Raw genomic sequence first — 17,536 nt, 5'->3', positions numbered from 1 at the left:
GGTGGGTATAATGGTCGTTTCGCTTCAGAACCACAGCGGTCTCCGGAAAATCACCCGACCGTCACGTTGCCGCCGCCGTACACCGTCTGCTCTGTGACTTCAACAGTCGTTTCACTTCCGCCATCGGTCGTCACGGTGTACGTCCCCGGGTTTGCGACAGTAACAGTGAACTCACCGTTCTGGTTGGCTGTCGTCCGGCGCTCGTACGCGATCTCTCTGTCCGAGACAGCGACCGTCGTTGCGACTGAAACGGTCGCGTTGGGGGGTGCAGTGCCCTGTATCGTCCCACCGGGGACAACTGCGAACGCCTTGTGGCTCCCGTCTTCGCTCACGAAGAGCGGTCGGTAGTGAGCCAGGCCGTCAACATCACCGTTCCGGCTTCCGAGTTGCTGGTGTAATCGGACGTACATCGCGGTTGGCTCCTCGACCGAGGTCTCTGTCGTCACGACGTATCCGACTCGCCCGGAAATCCGATTGTAGGCCTCGTCGGGGTCCGTGGCTGCGATAAACGGCCCGTACGTCTGGCGTGCGTAGCCGTAGCTCTGCGATTCCCCGTTGACAAAGTAATTGTACATCCGGTTCTGCCCCCAGCGGCTGAGGACGTAGTTTTCGGGATATTCGAGTCCCCGGTCGGTGGCGTCGGCGTCGACTGCTGCCGCTGCGCCGTAGGCCCCATCGACGGTAATCACTTGACTCGTCTTCACCGGGACCTGGACCATCCCGAGGGCTCCGAACAACAGGAACAGGACGAACAGCGACCCGAGAGCGCGGGTGTCCGGTATGAGTACGTCTCGCAAGTCCCTGTTGCCAGTCGTCAGCACCGGTCGAGCGACATCAACCCACGAAGCGGTCCAGACGAACGCGAGGCCGGCAAACAGCGCGAGAAACGGGGCCAGCTCGCCGACGAAGCGAACCTGAATCACGGCGAGGGCGAACAGTACCCAGGCGTAGCTACACGCGACAAGCCAGCCGCTTCGGTCGCTCCGAGCGAGGGTAATCCCCCATACCATCGCCGGGAGCGCCAGGAACAGCGTCAGGCCGAGCAGGAACAGGAAGCCGAAGGCGTCAGCGCTGAACAGCCCGTACGTTTCCGCAATCCCGTCGGACCGAAACAGCGTATCGAGCCGGCCGCTGAACGTTCCCCACTGTTCTGTGAGGCCGAAGCGAAAGACGATGAGGCCGACGACACCGAGCGCGACATCGACTGCAGCCAGTTGCCTGGCGGTGCCATCCAACCGTCTCGTTGCTTCTGCCGTCGCGATGACGACGACAGTGCCCGCCGTCAGCAGTGCCGGCGTGCCAGCGACCAGTGCCGTCTGCCAGTCAGCGATAGCGTGGACACCGCCAGCGACTATCGCACCGAGACCGACACCGGCAAGCACTGGCGCGTTCCTGACCAGCGACGACCGGTCGTTCGATACGTCGAGGAGCGTCTGCCCCAGTACGACCAGCCCGACTGGCAAGACGAGCAGTGGGCCGGCCTCCCAGGCGAGCACCTGGCCGGCGATCCCGACTCCGATGCCGACCGCGGCAACCCACGGCTGTGGTCGCCGAAGCGACGCTCGGTCCGTAACTGTCGTTAGCGCGACCACGAGTGCAAGGGCGGTGAGTCCGAGCCAGGGGTAGTCGAAGGCGTGGTGGTCCGCGAACCCAAGGCTCGTCCGGAAGGCGTGGCCGGGAATGAACGCCAGGAAGAGGACCGACGCGAGACCGATACGTCGGTCGCTGGACACCCGAACCGCGAGCAGATAGAGCAGGACGCCTGTGACCAGTGCCGACACGACCGGATACCACGCGAGAACGTGGCCGATAACCGCTTTGCTCCCGCCAAACAGGCTTGCCACCCACCAGAGCGTTGCGACCATGAGCGGCTCTCCCTTGACCAATCCATCTGGAAGGACGGAGAGCGCCCCGAGATCGGCCGCGCTGCCGGCGTTCGCCGCGACCTGTTCGATGTGATATCTGTAGAAGTAGGGGTCGTTACTTGACAAGACGATATCGCCGCCGCGGTAGATCGAGCCGATGACGTACGTTCGGGCGACGAACACGACAGCCAGCGCGGCGACGAGCAGGCCAGTCGCTCGCGCGTCGAAGTCAAAATCCAGTGCGTCACCGATGTCGAGACTGAGCCCGCTATCGCCACTGACCTCGGTTTTGCCGTCGAGAGCGGCCCGCACGGCATCGGGATCGGCGACGCGGTACTGCTCCCCGTCCTTCTCGACGATGCCCGCGGAGACGAGTTCGCCGAACTGGCCCGAATCGACGGGGATGTCGTCGAACGTCCAGCCGTCCTGTTCGTCGTCGACGGCCAGAACTGCCGCTGTCGCGTCTCGCAGCTCGGGTCGGTCATCGAGTACCGTTCCCGCCCCGGGCGTGTCGCTCATGTATCCCCTCTTTCCGGTATGGCGAATAAATCCATCGAGACTCGTCGTCTACGCGTCCGCCGACTCCAGCGCCGCTCGAATCGCTGACTCCACGTCGTGTTCTGGACTCCAGCCAAGAACGTCGGTCGTTCGCCCGGTGTCGACCGGGAACGAATCGACGAGCGTCTCGTCGTCGCCGCGTGGGTTCTCGACCAGTGCCACGTCGGCATCGATATCGGCGACCTCGGCAGCAACGTCTCTGACGAGTTCGGCCACGGTGTGGACGCTGGGGTCCTCGTCGCTGGCGATCTCGTACTTCTCGACGCCGGTCTCGCCGCGGTCCAGTTGCGAAAGCAGCCGCTCGCAGCTGTCGACGTAGGCCCGTGCCACGTCCTTGACGTGGATGAAGTTCCGGGACTGCGTGCCGGGCTCGTAGACGGTCAGCGTCTCGCCGGCGAGGGCGCGGTTCACGAAGAAGTTGATGACGGTCCCCTTCGAGACGGTCTGGCCGTCGAGCTCGTGGCTGCCGTAGAGGTTCGAGATCATGAACTGGTGGGCCGGGAACGCGCCGTCAGCGTACGTCTCGATAGCGCGTTCGTTGAGCAGTTTCGTCCGCCCGTACCAGTTCAGCGGGTCCCGCGGGTGATCGACCGTGATGGGGAACTCCCGAGGGTCGCCGATGACGGCCATCGAAAACGGGAAGATGAGCGCCGCGCCGGTCTTGCGGCAGAACCAGGCAACGTTGTCGGTCCCTTGGACGTTGACCTCGTAGGCCAAGTCCTGCTTTTCCTCGCAGTCGTCGACGCCCGAAACCGCGGCGAGGTGCATGACGACATCTGCCCCACTGAGGGCCGCTTCCAGCCGGTCCCGGTTCCGGATGTCGACGTGTTCGATATCGACATCGCCGACGGACCGAACGGTGCCGAGATAGAAGTTGTCGATGGCAGTGATCTCCCAGTCGGGGTGGGCCTGCTGTAGCTCGTAGATGACGCGGCTGCCGATGTAGCCCGCGCCGCCGGTGACGGCGACGTGGGGCGAATCGTTCGTGGGTTCTGTCTCAGTCATTGGTGGTGAATCTCTCCGCGAGGTCGCGGACCCCCTCCCGGAGCGTCCACGATGGTTCGAAGCTGGTCCCGCTAAGCCGGTCGAAGTTGACGTGGTAGGACGGGCCGGGATGCTCGTCTTCGAGGTAGGTCACGTCGACCGGGGCGACCTCCTCGGCGACGATGTCCGCGATTTCGGATATCTGGTAGTTCGACTCCATCGACCCGACGTTGTAGACGGGTTCGTCCCAGGCGTCGGGGTCACACGCCGCCTCCGCGTAGGCGCGGGCGGCGTCCCGGACGTGGATGAACGGCCGCCAGTTCGAGCCGTCGCCGTAGACGGTGAGCGGGCGGCCGGTGAGCGCGCGGAACACGAAGTAGTTCACGACGAGATTGAACCGGATGCCCGGCGAGTGCCCGAAGTTGGTGGCCATCCGGAGCGCGGTGCCGGTCATGTCGAACTCCTCGCAGTACTCCCGCAGCAGTGTCTCGGACTCCAGTTTCGTCTCCGCGTAGGGGTTGATCGGGTCGGGGTCGACCGTCTCGTCGATGTCGGTGCTGGTCGCGCGGCCGTAGACGTTACACGAGGAGGCGAAGACGACGTGGTCGACGCCGAGTTTCCCCGCCGCGGTCAGGACGTTCTCGGTGCCGTCGTAATTGATTTCGAACGTCTCCTCGCGGCGGTCGTGTGTGCTCGACGCGCCGGTGATGGCCGCGAGGTGGATGACGCGGTCGACGCCGCGCATGGCGCTTTCCACGTCGCCGTACTCGCGGACGTCGCCGCGGCGAAATTCGAGCCCGTCCCCGAGCGTCCCCAGCAGTGCCCGGGGCGACCCCGAGGAGAGGTCGTCGAAGACGACGACGCTATCCACGCGGTCGTCGGCCCGGAGCAGCGGGATCAAGGCGCTGCCGATGTAGCCACAGGCCCCGGTGACCAGCACGTCCATGGTCAGTCCTCGCTCAGGACGCCCGGCAGGAAGCGGTCCTCGTGGGCCTCGATGGTGTCGGCGTAGCGAGTCAGTGTCTCGAAGATGTCGGCGACGCCGTCCTCGAAGGACTGGGACTGCCCGCCGATGAGGTCGGCGTAGCGGTCGTTCTCGATCTCCATCTTGTGGGTCTCGTCCTCGTCGCGGGGGTTCTCGAAGTGCTCGACGGCGACGTCGAGGTCGTACTCGCTGCCCACCCCGGCGATGGTCTCGGCGATCTCGACGATGCTGATGGCGCGTGTGACCTGGTTGTACACAGTCAGTCCGTCGGGACGTTCGTCGGGGTCGGTCAGCGCCACTTCGGCCAGCCCTTCGACGGCGTCTTCGAGCGAGATGAACGGCTTTCGCTGTTCACCCTTGCCGTAGACGGTGACGGGATACCCCGCGACGGCCTGCGCACAGAAGCGGTGCGTGACCGTCCCGAAGTAGTAGTCGAAGTCGAAGCGGGTCTTGAGGCGGTCGTCCGCCCGGGTCTCTTCGGTCTCGGTCCCGTAAACGATGGCCGTTCGCACGTCCGAAATCGGGATGTCGAACTGCGTGTGGGCCAGGCGCATGTTCTGTGCGTCGAAGCCCTTCGTCGCGTGGTACCAGCTCCCGCCCATGTTGGGGAACGGCACGTCGTCGCGCTCGTCCTGGTTCTCCATCGTCGACCCGCCCTCCGGGATCGGGAACTCCGGCGCGCCGTAGACGCCCGTCGTCGTCGTCTCGACGAAGTGGGTGTCGGTGAGGTCGTGCTCTTCGAGCCCCCACAGGAGGTTCCGCGTCGCCTGGAGGTTGTTGTGCTGGGTGTAGTTCGCCCGCTCACCGTTAATCTGGGAGTACGGTGCGGATGGCTGGGCGGCCGTGTGGACGACGACTTCCGGCTCGTGGACCGTCAGCAGTTCGTCGACGAAGGACTTCTCGGCGAGGTCGCCCTCGACGAAGGAGAGATTCGCCAGCCCGTGGACCTCGCGGGCCGCGTCGAGGCGCTCGTCGATGCTGGCGACCGGTGTCGCGCTCGTCGCGCCGACGTCTTCGACCCACTCCCGCCGGGCGAAGTTGTCGACGAGCAGCACTCGGTCGTCCGTTCGGTCCGCGATTCGCAGTGCGGCCGGCCACCCGACGTAGCCGTCGCCGCCAGTGATGAGGATCGTCATAGTTACTCAGATAGTGAGTAACCGCGATGCGTAATCAATCTTCTGTTCAGCCACTCCCTACAGCTCGCTCTCGTGAGAGACGGTTTCACACTCAAAACAGCGTCTTTCTCCCTCTATCGGCCGATTTCGAACCGCTCGAAGTACTCTGTGACATACTGGTTCGCGTCCGTCGGTGGTTCCGTGACGACGCGATACGCGTCGTGCTGGTCGTCGAGCACTATCTCCGCCTCGTCTTCGGGTATGACCCGATACACGACCGGTATCGTGTGCCGGGCGTCGACGCCGTCGATCGACGAGGTATCCCAGAAGTGTTCGCTGACGCCAAGCTGTTCCGCCTCGACCGCTCCGAGACCGAGTTCTTCCTCGGCGACGCGCACCGCTGCGTCGTCCAATCGTTCGCCCTTGTAGAGGCGACTCCCCGGCCAGAACCACTCGCCTTTCGCTGGCTCGCTCTGCCGTCGCGTGAGAACGATCCCGCCTTCGTACTCGACGACGAGGTCGACACAGGGCTGGGGCATGTTGTTCAGACAGGTGGCGAACGTCTCCGTCGGAATGTGTTCGTCGTGGAGTTCCATACCGCTTCGCTCGCGGGCCACCGGTGAAACCGCTCCGCTTCTCGCTGTTTCGCAACCGTTAAAACCGACCCTGTCTTCTTTCCGATTGCTATCGCACGGGCCGGTGGGGTAGCCTGGTATCCTTCGGCCTTCGGGTGGCCGTAACCGCGATTCGAATTCGCGCCGGCCCATACTTCTCGCGGCGCTCACTTGCGAGCGCCGCGTGTCGTCCGCCGCCGCGGGAAGTCGAGCAGGGAAATCGTAGCGCGAACGAAGTGAGCGACCGTCTTCCCGTGTTCGATATTCGCGCCGGCCCATTTTCCACAATCTATGCCAGATAGTCCGGTATGTTACCATTGGGTAGCAGCAACCCCGTCCTCGTGAGCGGGGCGAACGAGAGTTCGCGGAGCTCCACTCTGTGGCGATGGGAATTCGCGCCTATCTAAGTCTAGATAGGACTGTTCTCGCGCCTGACCGCCGGCCGGATAACTACAGCCCTAACATTGATCGGACCCGTTCTATCAGGCCACCTTGTAGGTCGAAGATCTGTGCCATCTCCTCGTCAGTTAACTCAAAATCGAATATCGAGAGATTGGCCCCCAGATGGGCACGGCTGGATGCCTTCGGTATCGCGGCGACCTGTTGTTGCTGAACGAGCCAGCGTAGCGCCACCTGTGCTGGTGATTTCCCGTACTGGTCACCGATCGCCGACAGCGTGGCGTCGTCGTTGACGCGGCCTTTGGCCAGCGGGCTGTAGGCGGTCAGCATGATGTCGTGCTCGATGCAGTACGCAAGGAGGTCGGACTGGTCAGTGAAGGGGTTGTACTCGACCTGGTTCGTACAGATCGGGGTTTCTGAAGCCTTGCGCGCGTCGGCAAGCTGCTCGACCGAGAAGTTGCTGACGCCGATGTGTCGAACCACTCCATCGCTCTGGAGTTGGTTCATTGCCCTGATCGTCTCCTCGACGGGGACGGAGCGATTCGGCCAGTGGATCAGGAGCAGATCAATCGTCTCGACGCCGAGCTTCTCGCGACTCGCTCTGGCGACCTGTTTGGTATCCTCGTAGCCCAGGTTCGTGCGCCAGACTTTGGTCGTGATGAACAGGGCGTCGCTGCTGACAGCCGTCTCTGCGAGCGCCTGGCCGATCGCAGCCTGGTTCTCGTAGTACTCGGCCGTATCGATATGCCGATACCCCATCGCCAGTGCCTGGGCAACCGTCTCGGTGCAGGTTTGTCCGCGCAGGCGATAGGTCCCTAACCCGAGTGCCGGGACCTGTGTTTGAGCTGTGGTGACGTGTTCCATGACCTGGCTTGGACCGACCCGAAAAAAGCTCCTGCGCCGGCAAGCCCGGCGACCGGGGCGCATATCACAACTTGCTTTCCGCTGGTCGCCGTACCCGATGACAGATGCGTGTTGGCTTGACGCGGCTGAAACGGCCGTTGCGCTACGTGATGGCGCTCCTCTATGTCGTCGCGGGAAGTCTTCATTTCGTCGTGCCGGACCTGTACGCCCAGATAGTGCCGCCAGTGTTGCCAGCACCACTTGCGCTGGTGTATCTGTCCGGCGTCGCCGAAGTCGCTGTCGGGCTCGGCCTGCTGGTACCGCGGACGCGTTCGTACGCCGCGTGGGCGACGATTGCTGTACTCATCGCGATCTTCCCCGCGAACATCTACATGGCCGTCTCTATGGTCACCATCGAGGGGGCACCGGGTGGCGGCGATCCCTCTGTGCTGGCTCGCTGGGCTCGATTGCCTCTCCAGGGCGTGTTGATTCTCTGGGCGTACTGGTACACTGACTGAGGGCACAACCCGCCGTATATCGCCGACGGACTCCGTTTCGGCGGTCACGACGTTCGGTTTTGACTTCTCAGTTGCCGCTCCGACCCCGCACGACCTCGTATCCCTGCCCGCGAAAGCGGAACCGCCGACTGCTCGAATCGTACCCGAGCACGCCGTCCACGGCCCGTTTGTCGGTCTCGACAACAACGCGATTCACCTCGTCGGTTATGAACGGGAGGGCGTTGCGAAGCCCGCCGGCCGACGGAGCGAACCGACCGCGCGTCATCACCTGTTCGGCGATAATCCGCTCGTCCGCGCCGTCGGCGCGAGTAAGCGAGAACGTCGCGTCGGCCGGACTCTTGCCGTCGCCGTGGCGGCCGGTCGTCACGGTGACGGTGTCGCCGTCACGCGCAGTCGACACGTCCTCTGTCGGCGTCACTGTCACGCTGTCGCCGACCAGTTCGACCAGGGCACCGCTCTCGTTCGTTGCGTGGCCGTAACCGGCGACGATGGCGTACTCGCCGCCGCCGAGGTAGCCCTGCGTGAGACCGTCGCAGTGGCAGTCACCGGTGCTGCACCCGACAGCCTTCCCGTTGAACGCCCGGAGACCCCACTGCTCTCGGCCACCTGGTGACAGGATTCGACAGTCGGCGGTGTGGCCCGTCGGCGCAACGTGGAACCACTCGCCGTCGACGAGTTTGTAGAGATCCCAGTGGCCACACTGGAGTCGCTCGTGGCTGTTGTTGACCATCTCGAAGCCCACCTGGGTGTCCAGTTCGGCGCGCTCGGAAGTGGGGCGAACAAAGGACGGGGTCGTCCCGTCTGCCTCGTGGAACCACTGGACGCCGCCGTCGCCGGGAAACGGCGGAAGCGAGCGGCCGGCGAACCGGGAGTCGGCTTCCGGGCCGGGAGTTCGCGTATCCCAGACGGTGATCGACAACGTCTCATCCCGGCCACGAAACTCGTAGGTCCCGGTCGGCCGACCGGGCTGGCCCGGTTCGCCGACGAGCGCGTACTCAAGGGGGAGCCATTCACCGGGGGCGAGCCGGTGCGTTTCCGGCATCCACGGGCCGACGTCGTCGACGCGCCAGTACCCCTCGTCCGTTCGGCCGAGCGAGGGCACTTCTTCCGCGAGTGCGTTGTTGTCCGTGGGCGCGAGATGGAGGCGGGCCTCGTGGTCGTAGCCGCGGGGCTGGCGGCTGTGGGTCCGTCCGATTCCCGGGATCCACTCGACTCTGAACGTGTTCTCGAACTCGTTGCCGTTCTGGAGCCAGCCGCGAAGCGTGGCCGGGTGGTCGTCGGTCGCCGTCCGGTCGAACCAGAGCGCGACTCGCGCCCTGTCGTCGGTGTGGAGCCCTGACGAACTGAGGGCGTAGGTCCGCGGTCCGGTTTCCAGTTCGACGACGGTCGTCGGCTCGGCCGGTCTGTGCGGCTCGGTGGTATCGGTCGGCGCTTCGGAACCGCCGTCGTTCGCGTCGGTCGGTGACTGCTCCGGGCGTGGTGCAGGCGTCACGGTATCTGTCTCGTCGGTTCCCGGGCTGCCGAACGAACAGCCGGCGAGTCCCGCCAGCGCACCGGGGACCGACGCGAGGAGGGCACGTCTGCGCATAGACGACGGGTTCGCCGCCTCGGATAAACCCTTTCTGGAGGCTCATACGTCGCTTGTAGCGTTTTCGGTGCCGTCAGGGCCACAAACTGTGGCTTACCCCTTCGCGAACATCTCGACGACGCGGTCCAGGTCGGACGACAGCTCCTGCATCACGTCTGTCGTCGTGAGGATCCCGACGCTGCTGGCCTGTCCATCGATCACAAGCCGCTTGATGCCGTGCTCGACCATCGTATCGATAGCTTCCTCAAGCGAGGCACTGCGATCGATGGTCTTGACGGGGGTCGTCATCAGGTCACCGACCGGTGTCGTATCCGGCTCGATCCCGTCGCTGAGGCCATCGATAATATCCGTCTTCGTGAGTATCCCCCGCCCGTACTCGGTTTCAACCACGACTGAGCCGACTGCTTCCGACGCGAGTAGTTTCGAAACGTCCCGGACGGCAAGCTCCCGGTCGACGGTCTTCACTGGCTTGGTCATCACCCGCCCGACAGGTGTGTCAAGTGAATTCATACCACTAATTAGGAAACAGACATAATAACTCATTTGACTCCCACAATCAGTGCCAACGCTCGCCTACCAGTCGAATGCTTCGTGGATCGCCAGTCCCTCCTCCTGACATACCGGCCCGACGACGTCGGTAATGCCGTCGAGAATCTCACTGGAGCGAACAGGGATCTCGTGGCCGCTAAAACCGTCCATCTCGTCGTTGCTGACGCTGTACACCACCCGACCGAGGCCGGCGTACCGGAGCCCACCGGCACACATCGGGCACGGCTCGGTGCTCGTGTACATCGCAATCTCCGCGCGCTCGTCCGGGTCGAACTCGCGCATCGCTCGGTACGCCAGATGGAGCTCCGGATGCCGGCGCACGTCGGATTCGGTGAGCACGCGGTTCGATGCCTCCATGACGATTTCGTCATCACGAACGAGCACAGACCCGAAGGGCCGGTCGCAGCGGTCGACGGCGGCCCGGGCCAACTCGAAGGCGCGCCGCATGTGCGTTTCGTGGTCGAACTCCTCGAAGTCCGGCACAGGCATACCGGCGTTTTGCATTGCACGCGGAAGTAGGCACGGCGGGTAACGACTTGGCCTCGCGACGCGGCGCTCGACCGAAGACTGACAGTAGTGTTACAACTGTGCCGGTCTTAGTCACGGCCATGCACTGGGACCGCCGCCGCGACCTCGAAGGCGGGAAAGAACTCGGCATCTGGCTCCTCGTCGATGCTAGCGGAGCCGTCGAACGGGAACTGTACGTAGAGTCCCACGAGTATCGCGACGGCGGATTCGACGTGTACACGGCCACGCCTGCCGGCGAATGGACGCATCTCGAAGCGACAGACACCGCCGATGAAGCGTTCGCCCGCGCACTGGCGTACCTCGACGACAGTGGCTACGACCGGACTGACCACTGAACGTGACACACCCACTTCAGTACGAATCTGCCAGCACGTTTCCCCGGTAAACGACCAGCAACCATGTTACGGACCGCAATACTCGGCCTGGGCGAGGTCGCACAGTGGCACAAGACCGCAATCGAACGTACCCCCAACACCGTACTCACTGCCGTTGCTGATATCGACTCACAACAGGTCGAGCGCGCCGCTTCTGCGTGGGGCGTCTCCGGATACACCGACCCGCACCGCCTCCTTGCGACCGAAGCGGTCGACTGGGTCCACGTCTGTACGCCGCTGCAAACCCACTTCGACCTCGCGATGGCGTGTATCGACGCGTCGGCCCACGTACTGGTCGAGAAACCGTTCGTCTCTACCCGAGAGGAGTTCGAACGCCTCACAGCTGCCGCGGACCAGGCTGGCGTTCGGGCGACGGTCGTCCACAATCAGGTGTATTACCGGCCGCTACAGACCGCGCTCCGACGCATCGACCGCGGCGATATCGGGCGACTCCACGGCGTCTCTGTTCACTGGACGGAGGACATCGACCCGACGGTTCCGGGCCGCGGGGACTGGGTGCTCGACCTCCCCGGCGGTGAGTTCGGCGAGGGGATCGTCCACCCCATCTACGTCGGGTTGCGCGGGGCGGGCTATCCCGAAGACGACGCCTCAGTCGACGTTCGACAGCGTCCCACAGCGGCCGAGGGGGTCGCGTTCGACGGGATCGCCGTCTCGTTCGTGACGGCCGACGACGTCACCTGTACGATACAGCACCACTCGAACGTGCCTGACCGTCGCCGCGTCGTCTTTGCTGGGGAGGGCGGTCTTCTCACCGTCGATATCGGGACACAGTCGCTCCGGTACCACCGTCACGGCTACGGCCCCAACTCTCCGTACGACCTCCCGGTGCTGGCTGGGGCGCTCGCAGACCTGCGAAACGCGGCCCGCACGACCGCCAGTGCAGTCCGTGAGACCGTCAAGACGCGGCTATCGTCGTCGTACTCGACCCACGACACACATACGCCGGTAGTCCGCCGCGAAGCACGGGCCATCGAACACGGCGCTGACGGCCCGACGCCGCGAGCGGAGGCCGACTGGACCAACCGGCTGTTCACCTCAGTCGCCGAACTGTGAGACCAGAACCCGGACGTTTCGCCGTTCGAACGACCGGTCGACCGCCATCGCCTGTCGATGCACGTAAGTCGCCGACCGACCTCCCCACTGTATGCGCCAGTTCGTCATCATCGGCCACGACGCCCCGACGACGCCGGAGTTCTCGCTCGACGACCTGGCCGGCGCTGCCGGCCGGCTCGACGTGCTCTGTCGGTGTGTCACCAGCGCGTTCTTCCTGAGTCATGACATCCGCGAAGACGTGCGGGTCCACCTGATCTTATCGGACGAATACACCGTCTCGTTCGAGGGAAGCGACCTCCGCCGGCTGAACCCCGATGAACGGTCCACGGCGGCACTGATCCGGAAGGCCCTGGAGGAGCGCGAGGAAGCCATCGGCCACATCCCGGTCGAAACGTCGCCGGGAGTGTCGCTCACGCGGCGGGGGTTCGAGGGGACGCTCGACGACGTGGCACGCCGCGGCACCGTCGTCCAACTGCACGAGGACGGCGACCCCGTCGTCGACGTTGCCCCGCCGTCGGATCCGGTGTTTGTCCTCTCCGATCACCACGACTTCCGGGAGGGGGAAGCGGCGCTGCTGGCCGACCGCGCGGACGAGCGCGTCTCGCTGGGACCGAACGCCCTCCACGCCGATCACTCGATCACTGTCGCGCACAACTATCTGGATACGGCAGGGTTCGAACAGTACTGACGGGACGGGCCGGGAGGTGCCAGAAGGGTTTTCCTCCGTGATTCGCTGAATGGTGTATGGGATTATTGGGCTCGGTAACCGGCGTTCGACGCCATTTCAGGTGTTTGACAGTCGACCGCCAGAGGAAGCAATGAGCGACAGCAACAGGCTCTCTCGCCGCGCGGTCCTGCAGTCCGTCGCTGGGGTCGGGCTGGCCTCTGTCGCCGGCTGTTCGGCCTTCGAGGGCGGGAGCGACGACGTGGCGACGCCAGTTGATGACGAGCGGGCCAGGGAACTCGCGCGCCGGTTCGCGCCGACGCTGTACTTCGACCAGGCGGAGCCGTGGTTCCCGACGGACCCGCGGCCCTACACCAGCGAGCAGGACGGCGAGACCGTCGTCGACGGGTTCGACGCGTTCAACGGCTACCACGAGCGGATGACCGACGGGGAGCCACCGGACCCGACGGCGTTTTACAACGCTGTCGAGTACGAGAACTCGCCGCTCGCGGTCGTCCAGTTCTGGTTCTACTCGGCGTTCGACCAGTTCACGACGAACTTCCACTGGCACGACTGGGAGGTCCTGCACGTGTTCGTCGACACGGAGACGGACGATCCGCAGCTGTACGTCGCTAGCTCCCATTCACGGAAGGTTCCCAACAACGAGTTTCTGGACCCGGACCCGGAGATGGTGCCCCGCATCCTCTCGGAACTGGGGTCACACTCCAGCGCGCTCTCAGTCAACGACGTCCGCGACCGGTTCACCCGGCTCCCCGATGGCGACCGGTTCGCGGACATCACCAACAGCGCCGTCGAGACCATCGAGGACCTCGCGGAGATCCCGTTCGCCTACGGGCTTCCGCGCGATGAGGGCTCCCGGCTTCCCTACCTCGTCCCGGAGTACGAGGGCGCGCCGCTGTACGAACACGACCGGCTGCCGTCGGTCAGCCGCGAAGACCTCATCTCGGCGTCGCTCACCGTCCGTTCGTTCGACAGCCTCACCGAACCGCCGTCGGACCTGCCGACGCGGGAGACCGGGCTCGTCTTCCAGCACACCGACCGGAGCGAGGCCGACCCGGACATCGAGTACGAGCTCGTGCCGAGCAGCGAACTGGAGCACATCGCCGACTTCACCGGGCCGCAGTTGAGCTTCGAGTTCGCCGTGCCCGAGTTCGCCGAGGACGCCGTTTCCGGCCACATCACGACGACCGGTGCGCCCTGGAACCAGCCCCGGTACGAGAACCCCGCGGCGGATATCTCCGAGCCCAACCACCGGGCGGCGCTGGCCGAGCGCTACGACGCCATCGGGGCACCGGCGGACATCCGGACTGTCGTCGCCAGTCTCTCGGAGGCCGTCTCGAACGACGACGCCCCCGAAGACGAGGGGCTAACGACGGAGGACACCACCGTCGAGTCCGTCGCCCTGCTGGAGAGCGACCCCGAAGCCGTCCCGACATCCGGTGGACTGGCCGTCGTCCAGGACGTGCCCGCGGGCGAACACCGATTCACCGTCAACGGGGCCGGCGTCGCGCCACACAGCGAGACGGTGTCTGTTCCCGACGCGGAGACGGCCGACGGCCCGACCAGAGCGGGCGTCGACGGCGAGGTCCCGCTTGTCGCTCGGGCGAACGCGACCCGCCTCGAAGTCGATCCGTCGGGAGCCGACAGCGACCTCACCGACCTCGCCGTCGAGGACGACTTCGCCGGCCGGCTGTACGACGCGCCGCTCTCGGAACCCGACGCTGTGTACGTCCACGGCGGCGGCGCGTACACGACGGAGGTCCGGGACAGCGACGACGAGATCGGCGCGTTTCGGGTGAATCCAGACTCTGAGGCTGACAGCGCTGCTATCGACGATCCCCGAACCGGCAAGGCCTCGCTCGCCTCGTTCCTCGCCGACATCGCCGAGGAGACACGCCAGTCGGTCGCCGAACAGATGGACGAGGACAGCGACGACGATGACGAGGGAGACTCCGATGACGACAATAGCTCCGGAAACACCGGTGGCTCCGACAACGCCTTACAGGGCCTCGAACGGGCTCTCGCCGCCGTCGTCGAGGCTGCGAGACGGGCGACGGAACGCGCCGAGGCCGGCGACCGCGGCAACGCGGATAAACAGCTCCAGGCCGTCGCCGACCGCCTCCAGCGCGTCGCGACCAGGATCGAGGATGCCAGCGACGACCTCTCGGACCCGCTATCGAACGCGGCCCGGCAGCGCCTCGAACAGGCCGAGCGGCGAACTGAGCAGGCTCAGGCCGCCGACAAACTGTAACTCTCGGAGTCCCGAACCCGTCTCAGAGACCGAACCACTGGACTACCGCGCCGACCACGAGCACCAGTCCCACGGCGACGAACGTACCGGGGACCGGGAGGACGAACAACACGACACCGAGGGGGAGGACGATTGTCGATCTTCTCATACGAGCACACGTAGCGGGGGACGCCGTACCCATCCGGTGCCTGCATTCGCGTGGAGCCGTGCGGATTTTGCCGATGGGGACCACACTGCCGGTATGGACGAGGAACTCGCCTGGGAGACGCTCGGTGCCGAAACCGCCTACGCCTGTCCGGGATTCGATGTCATCCGCGAGGCGGTTCGCCTCCCCGACGGGACCGAAGGGGAGTTCGACTACGTGCAAAACGGCGACAGCGTCGTCGTCCTCCCGTTCACTACCGACGGTGACGTGGTCATCATCGAGGAGTGGCGACAGCCGGTGCGACGGGTCAACCGCGGCCTGCCGGCCGGGACGATGGAGGAGGGGGACGACGACCCGCGCGTCGCCGCGGCCCGAGAACTCCGCGAGGAGACGGGCTACGAGGCGGACACGCTCGACCATCTCTACACGGGCGAACCGGCCAACGGCAACACCGATTACGTGTTCCACTACTACGTCGCACGCGGGTGCGAAGAGACGGCCGACCAGGATCTGGACCACAACGAATCGATCCGCGTCGACACCGCCGACTTCGACGCGCTGCTCGATGCCGTCCGCGACGGCACCCTCCGGGACGGTCGCGCTGCCTTGGGTATCATGCACTACGCCCTGTTCGAGCGGTGACCTGACGACAGTTTGATATCCTGTGGAATGGTACCATCTAACATATGACCTCGATTGCACTCGACGAACAGACGGAACGCCGGCTGGACAAACTGCGTGCCGCCGTCCGCCGCCGGACCGGCCGACCGGTTTCACGGGCGGAGTTGCTCGAACGGCTCATCGAGGACGCCTACGGGTCCCGTAGCGAGGTGGTCGAGATGTTCCGGTCCGCTCAGCCCTACGTCGCCGATGAGGACTCCGGGATCGTCCATCGGCCCGAGCGCAAACTGGTCCCCGGCGGGCCGGAGCGACCCGACGAATAGGCGAACACAACCCTTAGGCGCGCTGGCCGACGACGAGGTGTAATGACGAATTTCGAGGTCCGCCAGTACGACGCCGCGGGTCGGCTGGGCGAGCTGACGGTGCCGCGGGCCGGCGTCACTGTCGAGACACCGACCATCCTGCCCGTGGTCAACCCGCACGTCCAGACGGTCGCGCCGGCGACGCTCGAATCCGAGTTCGGGGCGGAGATACTCATCACGAACAGCTACATCCTGCACGGCTCCGAGGACCTCCGGGAGCCGGTGCTGGAGCAAGGACTGCACGAGATGCTCGACTTTTCGGGGGCCATTATGACCGACTCCGGCTCGTTCCAACTGGCGGAGTACGGCGACATCGACGTGACCACCGAGGAGATACTGCAGTTCCAGCACGAGATCGGCTCCGATATCGGTACGCCGGTGGACATCCCGACGCCGCCGGACGTGGACCGCGAGCGGGCGACCGAGGAACTCAAAACGACCCAGGAACGGCTGGAACACGCTGCCACCGTCGACACCGGCGAGATGCTCGTCAGCGCACCGGTTCAGGGATCGACCTACCCGGACCTGCGCGAGCGCGCCGCCGCGGACGCCGTCTCGACCGGCCTCGACGTGTTTCCCCTCGGTGCTGTCGTCCCGCTGATGAACGAGTATCGCTACGCCGACCTCGCGGATGTCGTCGCGGCCTGCAAGCGCGGGCTGGGGGAGGTCGGTCCGGTCCACCTGTTCGGCGCGGGCCATCCCATGATGTTCGCGATGGCGGCTGCGCTGGGCTGTGACCTGTTCGACTCCGCGGCGTACGCGCTGTACGCCCGTGACGACCGCTATCTCACGGTACAGGGGACGGAACTGCTCTCGGAACTGACCTACTTCCCGTGTCACTGCCCGGTCTGTACCGACCACACGCCGGCAGACCTGAAGAGCATGGCCAACGACCGCCGCGAGGAACTGCTCGCGCGGCACAACCTCCACGTCACCTACGGCGAAATCCGAACCGTCAAGCAGGCGATTCGCTCGGGCAACCTCATGGAACTGGTCGACAGCCGCGCCCGCGGCCACCCGGCGATGCTCGACGGCTACCGCGCCCTGCTGGATCACGCCGAGCAACTCGAACGGACCGACCCCGTCTCGAAAGACGCCTTCTTCTACACCTCAAATGAGAGCGCCCGCCGGCCCGAGGTCCGACGCCATCAGGACCGGCTGGAGCGGCTCCCCGTCGAGGGTGACGAGGTCCTGCTGACCGAGGGCAGTTCCAGCACACAGTACGACGAAACCTGGGGCGTCGTGCCCCCGTTTGGTCCGTATCCGCGCGAACTCGCCGACACGTATCCGCTGACTGCCGAGACCCCGGACCGGACCGACCGAGCGGCCTACGAGGCCGCGGCCACAGGGGTCCGGCGGCTGGTCGAACTCCATCCCGACGTGTCCTTCACGCTGGTTCACGACGACTGGCCGGCGACGGCGCTCGGGCGCGTGCCTGACCGCGTCCGCCTGCGTGACCTGCACGCCCGCGACTGACA

At 65.3% G+C, this 17,536-nt stretch carries 18 protein-coding genes and 1 tRNA gene; 9 read left to right on the top strand and 10 right to left on the bottom strand.

Annotated features, from left to right (window positions below; translation table 11 throughout):
• Positions 1-50 precede the first annotated feature (50 nt).
• The 5 genes from ACY9XZ_RS03715 to ACY9XZ_RS03695 form a co-directional block, all read right to left on the bottom strand.
• On the bottom strand, positions 51-2,384 hold the full coding sequence (locus ACY9XZ_RS03715) for an STT3 domain-containing protein (protein WP_463455718.1): 2,334 nt from the start codon (positions 2,382-2,384) through the stop codon (positions 51-53).
• 48 nt (positions 2,385-2,432) lie between these two features.
• Positions 2,433-3,428, bottom strand: coding sequence for an NAD-dependent epimerase/dehydratase family protein (locus ACY9XZ_RS03710; RefSeq protein WP_463455717.1), 996 nt, complete (start codon positions 3,426-3,428; stop codon positions 2,433-2,435).
• Positions 3,421-4,353: an NAD-dependent epimerase/dehydratase family protein gene (locus tag ACY9XZ_RS03705; protein WP_463455716.1), complete on the bottom strand. Its 933-nt coding sequence runs from the start codon at positions 4,351-4,353 to the stop codon at positions 3,421-3,423. The genes ACY9XZ_RS03710 and ACY9XZ_RS03705 overlap by 8 nt, the downstream gene beginning before the upstream one ends.
• Before the next feature lie 2 nt (positions 4,354-4,355).
• Positions 4,356-5,528 (bottom strand): NAD-dependent epimerase/dehydratase family protein, encoded by a 1,173-nt coding sequence (locus tag ACY9XZ_RS03700; RefSeq protein ID WP_463455715.1) that lies wholly within the window; start codon positions 5,526-5,528, stop codon positions 4,356-4,358.
• Positions 5,529-5,641: 113 nt separating this feature from the next.
• A complete protein-coding gene (locus tag ACY9XZ_RS03695) occupies positions 5,642-6,103 on the bottom strand; it encodes an NUDIX domain-containing protein (RefSeq protein WP_463455714.1) in 462 nt (153 codons plus the stop codon).
• A 97-nt stretch (positions 6,104-6,200) separates the two neighbouring features.
• Here ACY9XZ_RS03695 and ACY9XZ_RS03690 point away from each other — a divergent pair.
• Positions 6,201-6,273: transfer RNA gene (locus ACY9XZ_RS03690), tRNA-Pro, on the top strand.
• A gap of 298 nt (positions 6,274-6,571) precedes the next feature.
• Here ACY9XZ_RS03690 and ACY9XZ_RS03685 read toward each other — a convergent pair.
• Positions 6,572-7,384 (bottom strand): aldo/keto reductase, encoded by an 813-nt coding sequence (locus tag ACY9XZ_RS03685; RefSeq protein WP_463455713.1) that lies wholly within the window; start codon positions 7,382-7,384, stop codon positions 6,572-6,574.
• Positions 7,385-7,488: 104 nt separating this feature from the next.
• Here ACY9XZ_RS03685 and ACY9XZ_RS03680 point away from each other — a divergent pair, with 104 nt between their 5' ends.
• Positions 7,489-7,881 (top strand): DoxX family protein, encoded by a 393-nt coding sequence (locus ACY9XZ_RS03680; protein WP_463455712.1) that lies wholly within the window; start codon positions 7,489-7,491, stop codon positions 7,879-7,881.
• A gap of 67 nt (positions 7,882-7,948) precedes the next feature.
• Here ACY9XZ_RS03680 and ACY9XZ_RS03675 read toward each other — a convergent pair whose 3' ends face one another.
• From ACY9XZ_RS03675 to ACY9XZ_RS03665, 3 genes are all read right to left on the bottom strand, one after another.
• The gene (locus tag ACY9XZ_RS03675) at positions 7,949-9,469 is read right to left on the bottom strand and encodes a hypothetical protein (protein ID WP_463455711.1); all 1,521 of its coding nucleotides are present in this window, start codon (positions 9,467-9,469) and stop codon (positions 7,949-7,951) included.
• A 93-nt stretch (positions 9,470-9,562) separates the two neighbouring features.
• Positions 9,563-9,979 (bottom strand): CBS domain-containing protein, encoded by a 417-nt coding sequence (locus ACY9XZ_RS03670; protein WP_463455710.1) that lies wholly within the window; start codon positions 9,977-9,979, stop codon positions 9,563-9,565.
• Positions 9,980-10,042: 63 nt separating this feature from the next.
• Complete coding sequence (locus ACY9XZ_RS03665) at positions 10,043-10,507, bottom strand: nucleoside deaminase (RefSeq protein ID WP_463455989.1); 465 nt, start codon at positions 10,505-10,507, stop codon at positions 10,043-10,045.
• Positions 10,508-10,626: 119 nt separating this feature from the next.
• Here ACY9XZ_RS03665 and ACY9XZ_RS03660 point away from each other — a divergent pair, with 119 nt between their 5' ends.
• From ACY9XZ_RS03660 to ACY9XZ_RS03645, 4 genes are all read left to right on the top strand, one after another.
• Positions 10,627-10,881: a hypothetical protein gene (locus tag ACY9XZ_RS03660; RefSeq protein WP_463455709.1), complete on the top strand. Its 255-nt coding sequence runs from the start codon at positions 10,627-10,629 to the stop codon at positions 10,879-10,881.
• Positions 10,882-10,944: 63 nt separating this feature from the next.
• Positions 10,945-11,994: a Gfo/Idh/MocA family protein gene (locus tag ACY9XZ_RS03655; RefSeq protein ID WP_463455708.1), complete on the top strand. Its 1,050-nt coding sequence runs from the start codon at positions 10,945-10,947 to the stop codon at positions 11,992-11,994.
• Between the two features lie 91 nt (positions 11,995-12,085).
• Entirely contained in the window at positions 12,086-12,682 is a 597-nt protein-coding gene (gene trmY, locus ACY9XZ_RS03650) for a tRNA (pseudouridine(54)-N(1))-methyltransferase TrmY (RefSeq protein ID WP_463455707.1), read from the top strand.
• A 130-nt stretch (positions 12,683-12,812) separates the two neighbouring features.
• Positions 12,813-14,930: a hypothetical protein gene (locus ACY9XZ_RS03645; protein ID WP_463455706.1), complete on the top strand. Its 2,118-nt coding sequence runs from the start codon at positions 12,813-12,815 to the stop codon at positions 14,928-14,930.
• Positions 14,931-14,952: 22 nt separating this feature from the next.
• On the opposite strand, the gene ACY9XZ_RS03640 is transcribed toward ACY9XZ_RS03645, so the two are convergent.
• Positions 14,953-15,078 carry a hypothetical protein gene (locus ACY9XZ_RS03640; RefSeq protein WP_463455705.1) on the bottom strand — a complete coding sequence of 42 codons (126 nt, stop codon included), beginning with the start codon at positions 15,076-15,078 and terminating at the stop codon, positions 14,953-14,955.
• A gap of 93 nt (positions 15,079-15,171) precedes the next feature.
• Between ACY9XZ_RS03640 and ACY9XZ_RS03635 the strand changes: the two genes are divergently transcribed.
• Genes ACY9XZ_RS03635 through tgtA form a run of 3 tightly spaced genes read left to right on the top strand, consistent with a single transcriptional unit; the run spans position 15,172 to position 17,534 of the window.
• Entirely contained in the window at positions 15,172-15,717 is a 546-nt protein-coding gene (locus ACY9XZ_RS03635; protein WP_463455704.1) for an NUDIX hydrolase, read from the top strand.
• A gap of 44 nt (positions 15,718-15,761) precedes the next feature.
• Positions 15,762-16,019 carry a hypothetical protein gene (locus tag ACY9XZ_RS03630; RefSeq protein WP_463455703.1) on the top strand — a complete coding sequence of 86 codons (258 nt, stop codon included), beginning with the start codon at positions 15,762-15,764 and terminating at the stop codon, positions 16,017-16,019.
• Positions 16,020-16,061: 42 nt separating this feature from the next.
• The gene (gene tgtA, locus ACY9XZ_RS03625; RefSeq protein ID WP_463455702.1) at positions 16,062-17,534 is read left to right on the top strand and encodes a tRNA guanosine(15) transglycosylase TgtA; all 1,473 of its coding nucleotides are present in this window, start codon (positions 16,062-16,064) and stop codon (positions 17,532-17,534) included.
• The last annotated feature ends 2 nt before the right edge of the window (positions 17,535-17,536 follow it).

The sequence above is a fragment of the Haloarcula sp. HT12 genome, assembly GCF_055271655.1.
The sequence above is the reverse complement of the archived record's forward strand: the minus strand, read 5'-3'. Positions and strand labels throughout refer to the sequence as shown.